General features: G+C 36.4%; 14 protein-coding genes and 2 pseudogenes. 10 read left to right on the top strand and 6 right to left on the bottom strand.

The annotated features are described in order from the left end of the window. From ACIPNH_RS06050 to ACIPNH_RS06040, 3 genes and pseudogenes are all read left to right on the top strand, one after another. Window positions 1–161, top strand: a pseudogene (locus ACIPNH_RS06050) (phage terminase large subunit); the annotation flags it as partial. Window positions 162–182: 21 nt separating this feature from the next. Next, window positions 183–383, top strand: coding sequence for a hypothetical protein (locus ACIPNH_RS06045; RefSeq protein WP_400772238.1), 201 nt, complete (start codon window positions 183–185; stop codon window positions 381–383). A gap of 9 nt (window positions 384–392) precedes the next feature. Further along, window positions 393–518, top strand: coding sequence for a hypothetical protein (locus tag ACIPNH_RS06040; protein ID WP_400772236.1), 126 nt, complete (start codon window positions 393–395; stop codon window positions 516–518). Window positions 519–538: 20 nt separating this feature from the next. On the opposite strand, the gene ACIPNH_RS06035 is transcribed toward ACIPNH_RS06040, so the two are convergent. Beyond that, window positions 539–1,588: a class I SAM-dependent methyltransferase gene (locus ACIPNH_RS06035; protein ID WP_007549412.1), complete on the bottom strand. Its 1,050-nt coding sequence runs from the start codon at window positions 1,586–1,588 to the stop codon at window positions 539–541. A 101-nt stretch (window positions 1,589–1,689) separates the two neighbouring features. Between ACIPNH_RS06035 and ACIPNH_RS06030 the strand changes: the two genes are divergently transcribed. Continuing rightward, a complete protein-coding gene (locus ACIPNH_RS06030; RefSeq protein WP_400772244.1) occupies window positions 1,690–2,061 on the top strand; it encodes a hypothetical protein in 372 nt (123 codons plus the stop codon). Next, entirely contained in the window at window positions 2,062–2,346 is a 285-nt protein-coding gene (locus ACIPNH_RS06025) for a DUF2610 domain-containing protein (RefSeq protein ID WP_400772234.1), read from the top strand. Between the two features lie 6 nt (window positions 2,347–2,352). Here the strand turns inward: ACIPNH_RS06025 and dapD are convergent, their stop codons facing one another. Next, entirely contained in the window at window positions 2,353–3,183 is an 831-nt protein-coding gene (dapD, locus tag ACIPNH_RS06020) for a 2,3,4,5-tetrahydropyridine-2,6-dicarboxylate N-succinyltransferase (protein ID WP_400772232.1), read from the bottom strand. Between the two features lie 74 nt (window positions 3,184–3,257). Here dapD and ACIPNH_RS06015 point away from each other — a divergent pair, with 74 nt between their 5' ends. Both ACIPNH_RS06015 and rpe read left to right on the top strand, forming a co-directional pair. Beyond that, the gene (locus ACIPNH_RS06015; RefSeq protein WP_265041116.1) at window positions 3,258–3,686 is read left to right on the top strand and encodes a zinc-ribbon domain-containing protein; all 429 of its coding nucleotides are present in this window, start codon (window positions 3,258–3,260) and stop codon (window positions 3,684–3,686) included. A 103-nt stretch (window positions 3,687–3,789) separates the two neighbouring features. After that, window positions 3,790–4,470 (top strand): ribulose-phosphate 3-epimerase, encoded by a 681-nt coding sequence (rpe, locus tag ACIPNH_RS06010; RefSeq protein ID WP_400772228.1) that lies wholly within the window; start codon window positions 3,790–3,792, stop codon window positions 4,468–4,470. Window positions 4,471–4,613: 143 nt separating this feature from the next. Here the strand turns inward: rpe and tnpC are convergent. The 3 genes and pseudogenes from tnpC to ACIPNH_RS05995 form a co-directional block, all read right to left on the bottom strand. Next, window positions 4,614–5,952, bottom strand: a pseudogene (tnpC, locus tag ACIPNH_RS06005) (IS66 family transposase). Between the two features lie 112 nt (window positions 5,953–6,064). Continuing rightward, complete coding sequence (ribD, locus tag ACIPNH_RS06000; protein WP_400772226.1) at window positions 6,065–7,147, bottom strand: bifunctional diaminohydroxyphosphoribosylaminopyrimidine deaminase/5-amino-6-(5-phosphoribosylamino)uracil reductase RibD; 1,083 nt, start codon at window positions 7,145–7,147, stop codon at window positions 6,065–6,067. Further along, window positions 7,147–8,346 carry a deoxyguanosinetriphosphate triphosphohydrolase gene (locus ACIPNH_RS05995; RefSeq protein WP_400772224.1) on the bottom strand — a complete coding sequence of 400 codons (1,200 nt, stop codon included), beginning with the start codon at window positions 8,344–8,346 and terminating at the stop codon, window positions 7,147–7,149. Before ACIPNH_RS05995 ends, ribD begins: the two co-directional genes overlap by 1 nt. A 47-nt stretch (window positions 8,347–8,393) precedes the next feature. On the opposite strand from ACIPNH_RS05995, the gene ACIPNH_RS05990 reads away from it, so the two are divergent. Continuing rightward, entirely contained in the window at window positions 8,394–8,855 is a 462-nt protein-coding gene (locus ACIPNH_RS05990) for a HesB/IscA family protein (RefSeq protein WP_010081891.1), read from the top strand. A 39-nt stretch (window positions 8,856–8,894) separates the two neighbouring features. After that, window positions 8,895–9,569: an ABC transporter ATP-binding protein gene (locus tag ACIPNH_RS05985; protein WP_007549198.1), complete on the top strand. Its 675-nt coding sequence runs from the start codon at window positions 8,895–8,897 to the stop codon at window positions 9,567–9,569. Between the two features lie 238 nt (window positions 9,570–9,807). Here ACIPNH_RS05985 and ACIPNH_RS05980 read toward each other — a convergent pair whose 3' ends face one another. After that, complete coding sequence (locus tag ACIPNH_RS05980; protein WP_151808056.1) at window positions 9,808–10,506, bottom strand: alpha/beta hydrolase; 699 nt, start codon at window positions 10,504–10,506, stop codon at window positions 9,808–9,810. A 155-nt stretch (window positions 10,507–10,661) separates the two neighbouring features. Here ACIPNH_RS05980 and ACIPNH_RS05975 point away from each other — a divergent pair, with 155 nt between their 5' ends. After that, window positions 10,662–11,798, top strand: coding sequence for a cysteine desulfurase family protein (locus ACIPNH_RS05975; RefSeq protein ID WP_264724027.1), 1,137 nt, complete (start codon window positions 10,662–10,664; stop codon window positions 11,796–11,798). The last annotated feature ends 154 nt before the right edge of the window (window positions 11,799–11,952 follow it).

Genomic DNA, 11,952 nt, shown 5'->3' with positions numbered 1-11,952 from the left:
AGGTTTTTCTGCCACATCAAGCAGTATGGCTGAACGATTTTGAGTATGAGATTTTAATGTTCCCAGAAACGCGCCACGACGACCAAGTGGATAGTACCGTGCAATATCTCCAGTGGGTGAGAAACAGTACCTCCAGGGTTGCAGCTATACGAGCATTGTGATTTGAGTCTACCAGTACTGGGATGACAGCTAGGAGACAACCGTCATCCCGCTGCTTGTTAGCGGGATCTAGAGATACCGCGAATGAATCGCGGTATGACGGTTCGTGGTGGCATGACAGTTCGTGGCGGTATGACGGTTCGCGGCAGCATGACGGTAAGCTCGTCATCCCGCTACGTGTTAGCGGGATCTATGCTAAAAGATACCACGGCGGTATGACGTAGAACTGCTGCTTGTTAGCTGATGAGATACCGCGAATGAATCGCGGTATGACGGTTCGCGGCGGCATGACAATAAGCTCGTCATTCCGCTACTCGTTAGCGGAATCTATGCTGAGATATCGCGGCGGTATGATGTAGGGAAACCTTTCTTGGGTTAGCTATATCAATAGCATTGCTTTAAAAAGAGTGCCCATATTTTCAGTCAACCTTAGGAATTCACTAAAGATCCTATTCTTTTGTTCATCACTTGCGCTTTTCATTAAAGCCTGGGTTCTTTCTTTTATGCCAAAAAGATATAAAAATTCCCTTTGAGTTAAAATCTCACAATCTACATGCTTTAATGAATCTCTTAACGCTTGAAAGTTCACAAGTGCGGTAATATCACTATTACCAACATTCTCAAGAAAATTAGCATACTTATGTTGTTTTATCGATTGCAAAGTGCTCTTATATGCGGGGTATACATAACCGTAATCTACAATCAAAGCAGCTCCTTTATTATTATATATCTTCTTCTCAAGTTTTTTTAATATTTCAACCCCAACTGAACATATTTCCACCACTGCACCATTAAAAAATTTTCCATTTGTCATCTGAGTAGCTGACACTGGAATCCATGATTCTTTTTTTCTGGATTCCAGTGTCACGCACTGGCATGACACCAAGAGACTGCCATCATCTTGTTTTGTCACCATATTTTCATACCACCCCTCATCATGATATACAAACTGATCTATCGGAAGAGCGTCAAAGAACTCATTTGCTAAAAAAATGGTTGGTTGTTCTGGTAGGTTGTCAATATTTTTGTGCCAATTAACATCTAAGCTTTTTAATTTTTCCTTTTGTATCTTCCGTAAAGTAGGGCTTATTTCAACTAAGTGGATCAACATTGAATTAAAAAAGCTGCTGTATTTTTTAGTGACTCTTATTATATCGTGAATGAGTGTTCCTTTGCCTGGCCCAAGTTCAACTAGAGAAAATTTTGATGGCTTTCCTAATTTTTCCCATGTATGCATTATCCAAACTGCAATTACTTCACCAAATAATTGGCTGATCTCAGGTGCGGTAGTAAAATCACCATCCTTACCAAGCGGTAATTTACTTGTATAATAGCCGTATTTTTCATGGTACAAAACGGCATTCATGAAATCACTGATGGATATTGATCCTTGACTTTTGTCAATTAATTCGTGTATATAAGTGAGCATGTTATTAATAAATGTTTAACTATAGCGTGCCATAATATAAAATAGTAGAGTATTTATATATATAGTATACACTTAAGTTTGTGAGTAATAGTGCTTCAGTTATGGACGACAAAAACACCGATTATGTTGCCCTTATAGCTCAAGATGATAGTATTGAATACAAATTTGAAGAAGCTGTCAATTTTATAGAAAACAAGGTTATAAATGCTGATGGGCTAACTTTAGCGGAAGTGTTTCAAGTGCTAGTTCAAATGCTAAATGGTGATCTAGAATTGGTAAAAAAAGTACTAGCATATGCTAATATTATGGCAAAGCATGGAATGAAGGTAGCAAAAGAGTCGCAATTAAGCAGAACTGATGTTCGCCGAGCTTTGGAAGGTAGAGAAAGTGTTGTCAATAGACAAGATTTTATAAAGAAACCACCTCTTCCACCTGCTATAAAATCGACCAAAAAGAAAAGTAGAGGTCTTTAGATGGCTGAATCTATAAAAAAATTTACTGTACAATGTGACTTCAAAGGACAAAGTTCACCTTTTGCAATATACATAGGAAATCCAAAAAGTGATGCTCATCCAATTCATCATCAAGATTCCTGGCTTGTAAAAGAACGTGGAGGGAATATTCCTAATAAAGTAAAAGAAAGTCTACAAAAATTATATAAACTATCTCAAAAAAATGGAGTCTCTTTCTCAGAGTTATGCGCGTATGCCATTACTGTGGTTAGTAATAATGATAAAAAAAGTGACGACAAGGAGTAAGATAGTTTAATCCCTCAATATTTCATTTATAGAGATTTTCGATCTCGTCTTTTCATCCACTTTTTTTACTATGACTGCACAATAGGTTGAAATATTATTTTTAGATGGAATAGACCCTGGTACCACTACAGAATAAGGTGGCACTTCGCCGTAAAATACCTTGCTAGTTTCTCTATCAATAATCTTTGTTGATGCCCCAATAAACACGCCTATGCCAAGGACTGATCCTTCTCTCACTACCACACCCTCGGCCACTTCGCTACGTGCTCCAATAAAGCAATTATCTTCTATAATGACAGGTAAAGCTTGAATAGGCTCAAGAACTCCACCTATTCCCACTCCACCGGAAATATGACAGTTTTTTCCTATTTGCGCACAGCTACCAATCGTTGACCAGGTATCTATCATTGTTCCTGAATCAACATATGCACCAACGTTGATAAAACTTGGCATTAGAACAACATTTGTACCTATATAAGCAGATCGGCGGACAAAACACCCAGGAACTGCTCTAATTTTTAACTGGCGAAATTTCTCCTCATTCCATTCACTAAATTTGTTACCGATCTTGTCAAACCAGCAATTAGTATTATCTATTATTTTATTTTCTTCGGTGAGAAAATGTAATAATATTGCCTGCTTTATCCACTTATGTACTACCCATTCTCCACTTGATAGCTTTTCTGCTACTCTAATTTTGCCACTATCAAGGAGCTCAATTATCTCTTTAATTGCTATTCTTGCTGTTTTCTTTAGATTACAGTCATTAAATTTTTCTCTATTTTTCCAAATATCTTCTATCTCACTCTGTGCTTTTTTTAGTTGCAAACCTTCCATTTGTTATATATATATTGATATTAAATTTGTAGCTCGTATCATTTGGGCTTGTTACTACTTTATATGTAAGTGCTATGAAAATACAATGTAATAGTTGTACTAAAACTTACTTAGTATCTCCCGAGCAAATTGGTGCATCTGGAAGAAAGGTAAAGTGTACGAACTGCAATCACATATGGCATGAATACCTAGAAGAAGTGTCAAAAAAATCGCACTCTGCTAATATACAGGAAAAAAAAGTTGGTGGAAGGAATTTTTTACAAAATCTAGCATTTACCACTCTAGCTTTTGCAACAGCTACAGGGTTATGCGTCGTAATTGCTAACGGCATCTTTCCTAGAGAGATGAACAAAGCATACAAAACGATCAGTTTATACAAGGATTCAATAAGCTATAAATTAGGGTACAAAAAAGAACAAACAGAAAGTCCAAATGTAAAAAAACTTGCTGTAAATAAGTTTTATCAAGACTACCTTTTTTTATCTAATTTAAGATCTAGTTAAATAGGCATACCGATATCAGTATCCAGTTCCTCTAGCTACTCAGATGGTGCTTAGGGTGACAGAGTTTTAAAAATAAGTTATTTTTTAGCAAAAAAGGCAGCTCATGAGTATTAAAATTGCACCTTCTATACTTTCAGCAGATTTTGCAAAATTAGGGGAAGAAGTAAGAAAAATTAGCGATTTAGGTGTGGATTACATACACATAGACGTTATGGATGGGAATTTCGTTCCAAATATTACAATTGGTCCTAGCGTTGTTTCTGCAATACGTAAATATAGCAATCTTCCTTTTGATGTGCATTTAATGGTCAAATCTCCTGGTAACCACATTGAAAGCTTTATAAATGCTGGTGCTGATATTATCACTGTACATGCAGAAGCAGAGATACATCTTGAGAGGTTGATAAGAAAGATAAAGTTATACAAAAATGTAAACGACGAAAAAAAACCGATTCAAGTTGGAGTTTCAATTGTTCCTTCAACTTCTCCAAGTGTGCTTGAATACATAATACATGAGCTAGATATTGTGCTGATTATGACAGTCAACCCTGGCTTTGGAGGGCAGGAATTTATTCATTCACAGTTGAACAAGATATCTACTATAAAAAAAATGATACAGGAGCGTAATCTTAAAACACAAATTTCAGTAGATGGTGGAATTAACTTTTCTAACGCAGCTGATATAATAAAAGCAGGTGCAGATATTTTAGTTGCGGGATCGGCGATATTCAAGGCTGAAGATATTAAGAAGGCCGTAACCGATCTTAAAAATCTATTGTTGTGACCCTATATAGCTAAAGTGGCTTAGGTTTACCTACAATTTGAAAAACAACAAATTCGTCATTCCGCTACTCGTTAGCGGAATCTATGCTGAGATACCGCGGCGGTATGACGTAGAAAAACCTTTCTTGGGTTGTATCCGTTCAGCTAAGCGGTGTGAGAGATGATAGATAAGAGGTTTTGGAAAGCCCATTTGTTTCCATGTCAAGTATAATGAAATTATCCGTTCAAGTTCCCCGCTTCGATTGGGTAAAATATGAATTTTTGCGATAAACGACATAATGCCGTATTTGCCGTTCAGCATGGTTATTTGTCAGCGGAATATTTTCTGGGTCATCTAAAAATTTCCACATCATTCTTTCAGATTTCAAAATATTTTTTGCAACTCGAGAAGCTCCAATTGCTTCAGGTAAACGGCTTCAAGTAATACCTTGTACGTTTTCGCAATTTTCTGGCACGTCTGGTAAATCTAAAAACATCTATCTCATTTTTTAGCAAGGCCTTTTTTAGTGCAAATAATTCAGTGGCTACGTTTCTTAAGTAACAGCCCAGAACTTTAACTTCAACTATGTGCTAATCTTTCAAAATCTCTTGATAAATGTGCCCAACAGATTTGCCTGTTCTTATCGGCAAAGTAGTTGTATGCTGCGTACCTGTCGTAAGCTATTGCGATTGCAGAACTTACTATTTTGTAAAACCTTCATTCCTCTTGACTCTGTCAATTTTATAAAACTTGCTGTATTACTGGCAAACATCCAGCACCAACCAAGTTTACCTTTGTTATAATGGCTCGTTTCATCGATATGCAGAACTTCACTTTTACTTACTTCTTGCTCGATTTGCTCATATGCTTCTTGGCATTTTTCTGCAACTCTAGCCTCGCTATTTGACACGCTACCAACACTGATGTCCAGGTTGAAAATATTTTTTATAATATTTGCTACTTCTCTTTTCGAGTTCTTGTAAAACCCGCTCAGCGCCGCAATTGTTGACTTAACTTTTGGACCAAATGTATCCGCAGTAACACCTTCTGGTAGCCTGCTACTTTTTCTTTTTCCACACTTGCAACAGCGGCCATTGGTATTCCACAACATAAGCTGGCAAATCAACTTTTTGATGAATGTATGGCTCTTTCGATATCGCAATTTCTCCTCCGCACTCGCAAGAACTCTATTTTCACCACTTCATCTGCTTCCATTTTAGGGCGATACTTTCCTTCATGCCCAATCTGTGCCCCTATTTTCCTGTCACTTTTTTTCTTTTTCTTCTTTAGCTTGTATAACTCTTTTGAGCTCGGTATCGATGAATTTTGTGAATTCAGACCTAGTCTTTCTTTCAATTCAGCATTTTCGATTCTTAGCGCCTTATTCTCAGATCTAAAATTTTCGTTTTCTATCTCTAACCTCTTTATCTCTGCTTTTAGTTGCTCTATCTCTATTTTAAAGCTTTCACAGAGCTTGAGAAGACTAGCTAGTAGATCAGACATATTTACCACACATACTACTTGTGATATTATGTTTTTAGCACTCCTTGTCTACTTTTTATTTTACCGCTCCGCTGAACGGATACCTTTTTTTTACTGTTTGAGTATGTAAGGATTATGACGACCTATCCCAAACCTCAACTATATCCTCACTAAACTCTATTATCTTTGTTTTTTTAAACTGATAACAGTTATTAATGAATTGAATCCCTAAATCTCCTACAAAAGGAGTGGCATCATTGCCTAAAATTTTACCACTGCGGCATATTATCAACCTGTCGATTAAATTACACTTTAATAGTTCTGTGATTAACACTCCTCCACCTTCAACTAATAATCTTGTTATACCAATTTCTGAAACAAGTTTTAATGCCATGTCCTTTAGGCAAACCTTACCTGCGTTGCTTGAATTAACTACTAAGTAGTTAATGTTTTTTATTTTTTTCTCTACTTCTTTATTTGTGATGACCCAAGTTATTACTTTGTCTGCAGTCTTTGCAATGTTATGCTCTTCCTTTAATCTCCCTTGGCTATCTATAATTAGCCTTATTGGCGATCTACTTCCAAGTCCTGGTAATCTGCAAGTTAAGAGTGGATCATCATTAATAAGAGTATTGCTGCCAATCATAATTGCATCATATTTTGCTCTAAGCTCATGCACCCAATTTCTCGTATTTTCACTTGTTATCCATTTGCTATCGCCTGTAAATGTTGCGATTTTTCCGTCAAGAGTTGTTGCGACTTTGCAAGCTATAAATGGTCTATGTAATTCTTTAGTGGTGAAAAAACCGACATTCAGTTCTTTTGCCTCTTTTTGCATAATACCTTGCTCAACTTCAATTCCTGCTTCTTTCAGAGCTTTCATGCCTCTGCCTGAAACTCTACTATCTGGGTCAATAGTTGCAATTACTACTCTTTTTATGCTAGCTTTTATGATTTTTGCAGTGCAAGGCCCCGTGACTCCGTGATGACAACATGGCTCAAGAGTGATATATATAGTTGCGGCATGAGTTGAATCTTTAGCGTTTTGCAAAGCGACTACCTCCGCATGCGGACGCCCACCAATCCCTGTGTATCCCTCACTAACAATTGTACCATCCTTTACAATAACACACCCGACAGCAGGATTTGGTGCAACATTTCCAAGATTTTTTTCTGCAAGCCTTAATGCAATTGACATGAAATGATCATCAGTCATTAGAAAGAAGTCATTTCGTATGAGGTATCAAAAATTCTTCTGTGCTCGTGTATAGCAAATCTATCTGTCATACCTGAGATATAGTCACATATTATTACTGAACGCTGAGATTCACAAGCGAGTTTGCTCCACTCTGTGGGAAGTAATCCTGGGTTTTCATAAAAACATTGAAAGAGTTCCTGTATTATGCGTTTTGCTTTGTTCATCGTTCTACTCAGTTTATAGCTTCTGTATATTTTCTCCATGTTGAATCTTTTCATTTCTTTTGTAGCATTCGCAAATTCTGGTGAAAATGTGACTAGCATTTTATTTAGACTTCTTACGTCTTCTACGCTTTTTATTTTGTGATCTTCAATATTTCTTTCAGTCTGAGAAACAACATCACTTATCATAGTTCCTATAGTTCCACTCAGTGATTCATGTATGAGTTTGCTCTGAGGCAATTCTGAATATCTGCTCCTTATGTCTTTAAACATTTTTTCAATTAAAGGAACATTCAGCAAATCTTCGATGGTTACTAAATTCGCCCTGAGTGCATCATCAAGATCGTGAACACTGTAAGCAATATCATCGGCAATTGAAGCAACTTGCGCTTCAATGCTTGAAAATTCTTCAAGTTTTAGATCATATTTTTTGTTGTATTCTAATAACAGCTGATTACTTGTAGAAGACTCCGCGTTTTGACCAAGCAAGGGACCGTTATGTTTTGCAACTCCTTCAATCACCTCCCAACTTAGATTCATACCATCAAAATCAGCATGTTTTTGTTCAAGATAAGTTAAAATCCTTATAGCTTGAACATTATGATCAAACTCATACTTCTCATTATCAAGATTCAAATCTTGAACTGATTTCTTTAGAGCATCTTCACCTGCATGACCAAATGGAGGATGACCAAGATCATGTGCGAGCGCTATGCATTCAGTGATATCCTCATTTAAGCCAAGTCTACGCGCAATGGACCTTGCAATTTGTGCAACTTCAAGGCTATGAGTAAGCCGAGTGCGATAGTAGTCGTGCTCATAATTGATAAAAACTTGTGTTTTGTACTCCAACTTTCTAAACGCATTAGAGTGAATGATACGGTCCCTATCACGCTGAAAGCAGCTGCGATTCTCATCTTCTGGCTCTTTGAAGTATCTCCCTTTTGTTTTGCTTGGAAAACATGCATAATTTAATAGAAAATTATTGTTTGACATGTAAAATTTCTACTATAATAAGTTATCAATAATAAACGGTGGTTACTATGTCAACAAATTACAACATCAACTTAACTGATAATGCACTAAAAAAAATCCACTCTCTTGCAGAGCAGGAAGGGGATAAGAGTTCCATTTTACGGGTTGCAGTTTCAGGTGGTGGATGTTCTGGCTTCAAATACAATTTTCTTATGGATCAAATGAATAAAAATCTATCTTTGGATGATGAAGACGATGATTACGATGATGAGTTTGATGACGAAGACGAAGATGATGACTATGAAGAAAGTGAGGACTATAGAAGCCATTCCAGTTTTAGCGAAAAAGGTAAAGATATAGTAATTAATGATGAAAATGGAAACCCTGTATTAATGGTTGATAATTGTTCAGCAAAATTTTTAAATAACTCAGTTATAGATTATACTGAGGATCTTAGTGGTTCTGGTTTTCAAATAAAGAATGCCTTTGCTAAGTCTCAATGTGGTTGTGGTAACAGTTTTTCGGTTTAATTATTACTAAAACTTAGATGCCTTCTGGATCTTTTAAACATGGGTGGTAATGTAGCACTAGAACTAACTTCCGTAGATAAAAGCTTCAAGAACAATTCTGCTGTTGTAAAGGATATCAACTTAAGTGTCACAAGAGGGCAAGTAGTAGCGCTGATTGGCGATTCAGGTGCAGGGAAAACAACTATATTGCAAATCGCAGGCTTGTTGGACAAGCCAACTTCAGGTATAGTTACGATAGATGGAATAAATTGCACACAAGCCAGTAATAAGCATAAAACTCATGTAAGAAGAAATTTTCTTAGTTTTGTTTATCAATTTCACTATTTGTTACAAGAGTTATCGGTGTTGGAAAATATTATGCTTCCTCAACTCATTGCAGGAAAAAGCAAAGCTGAAGCAAAAAAAAATTCGCAAGCAATGTTGGAAAAATTTGGTCTGGAAAACAAAGCAAGTAGCATGGTATCTGAAGTTTCGGGTGGGGAAAGGCAGAGAGTTGCAATTGCAAGAAGCATTGTAAATTCTCCAAAGCTTTTACTTGCAGATGAGCCAACAGGAAATTTAGATCCAACAAATTCTTTTAAGGTGTTTTTACTGCTACATTCGTACGTAAAGGAAAATAACAGCTCTATGCTTATAGTAACGCACAATCATCTCCTTGCAGAAAAGGCAGACTGCATTTTCCAATTGAGAGATCGATCATTAGTGAAGTTGTGAATAGGAAAAATAGCACAATTTCTATGCCTTATACTTATCTAACCAATGATCATTAACAGAGTACAACTCGCATGAAATGCTTTCATTGCTTTTTATACACGGACTTTTTAACTTACGCTGTTTACTTAGGGAACACCCCGATAACATAAACACAGCTAAAACAAAAAATAATAGCTTTTTAAACATAACAAAACCTTTTCATTTATATTACTACACTCATTTCTCTTGTTTGTAAAGATTAGGCATATTCTTTTACCCTTACCTCTTTTTTGACCTTTTGAAAAGAAATAGTTGCACTATTCAAGCGCAGTTTTATATAATTGTCCACGATTTGAGTCACTTCCTCTTCTTTATCCTTTAGAAAGTGATTAGTATCATCTATTATATGGTATTTCATGTGATCACTTCTTACTGAATTTATCAACCTTTTTGCTAATTCTGTTACATCGCTTTCTTCTGAGATTGTATCATTACTGCTTTGTATTATAAGCCCAGAAACTGGACAGGGAGAAAGAAAAGAAAAATCGTACTTAGTTACCGGAAGAGAAAGAGCAATAAAACCCACTATCTCAGGGCGGCGCATTGTTAGCTGCATAGCCACCCATGCTCCAAAAGAAAAACCAGCGATCCAAATTGGAACATTGCTAGGATTATGTTCCTGAAGCCAATCAATGGCTACCGCAGCGTCAGTTAATTCTCCTATACCCTTATCAAAAGTTCCGGTAGATTTTCCCACACCACGAAAGTTAATCTTCAATGCAGAAAAATTGTTATCGATAAAAGACGTATATGTACTATGTACAATTTTACTATCCATATTACCACCATATTGAGGATGATGATGTAAAACCAGCACAACCGGCGCGTTGGCATCTTTGCTTTGGTGGTATTCACCTTCTATCTTTCTTGTTGCATTATTCAAAAAAACTTCAACCATGGTAACCCCTAATAAGAACCCGCTTGACAGGTATTAATGACGTGAGTTATTAATTATGTATTAATTTCGCTGTTTTTGCAATAAATTTTTTATCGTGTTAAAGCTAACGTACATAGTTATGGCTATAGTTGATGGTAAACTTATTTAAGTGACAGATGAGTCCATTCTCTTTAGAAAATAGTGGTTGCGTATATGCTGATTACAATGCAACTGCTCCAATTAGTGAAAATGTAAAAAAAAGTATATTTGAGGTCTTGTTAAAACAAACGCTCAATCCATCATCACTACATAAAAGAGGACAAGAAGCGAGGAAGATTCTTCAGGATGCAAGAGATAACGTACGTGGTGCTATTGGCGTCTCAAGTGATAAAGAAATAGTTTTTACGTCTGGTGCAACTGAAGCGAATAACCTTGTTATGAGAGGAATAGCAGGCTACCTGCATATAATTTCAGCTATAGAGCATCCTTCAATTCTTAATTCTGCATGTAATCCATATATAATACCTGTTAATCAGGAGGGCATTGTTGACTTTTTAGAGCTAGAAAAAATTCTAAGCGAACTTAAAGGAAACAAAGCAATAGTTTCAGTTATGATGGCAAATAACGAAACCGGAGTTATTCAACCTATTGAGGAAATAGCTGAAATAGCCCACAAATTTGGAGCAATTTGCCACACTGACACTGCTCAAAGTGTTGGGAAAATTAAAGTTAATATGGAAGATTTAGGAGTTGATTTACTCACTTTATCCGCCCATAAATTTGGCGGTGTAGCAGGCAGTGGAGTTTTAATATTCAATAAAGAACTTGCGATAGAACCTATTATAATAGGTGGTGGACAAGAGAAGGGATTTCGTGGTGGTACGGAAAATATTGTTGCGATTGCAGGCCTTTCTGCTGCACTGCAAAATATTCCAGATCTTCTATCAAAAATGGATGAAGTAAAGGAGCTACGCGATCAATTAGAGTGTGAATTATTAAATCTTGTCAGTGACATAAGAATCTTCGGTAAAAACTCTAAGAGGCTGCCAAACACAAGTTTTATTTATATGCCAGGAGTAAAGAGTGATGTGCAGCTCATGCATTTTGACTTGAATTATATTGCAGTTAGTAATGGCTCCGCATGTTCTTCTGGAAAAGTTGAGCCTTCCCATGTTTTGCTTGCAATGGGGGCAACAAAAGAGCAAGCAGAGTGTTCAATTAGAATCAGTATAGGTCCAGAAACTAAACCACAAGACATAAAAAAAATAGTGGATTGTTGGTATAATATCTACAAGCAGAACACCTTGGTATAGATAATACGTGATATCATGCAGGGAGCTATAAATTAGATGTAAAAAATTCCTTTACAAGTTTCGCCAGCCCCCTTATCATAACAGTGAAGCTATTTATTTATCTTCGCAATCTGTGCAGGTTAATGACAAAAAACTTAGGGTATTTGGCGTCTCA

This window comes from Wolbachia endosymbiont of Drosophila barbarae, from assembly GCF_044752445.1.
In the GTDB taxonomy this organism is placed as follows: domain Bacteria; phylum Pseudomonadota; class Alphaproteobacteria; order Rickettsiales; family Anaplasmataceae; genus Wolbachia; species Wolbachia pipientis.
The sequence above is the reverse complement of the archived record's forward strand: the minus strand, read 5'-3'. Positions and strand labels throughout refer to the sequence as shown.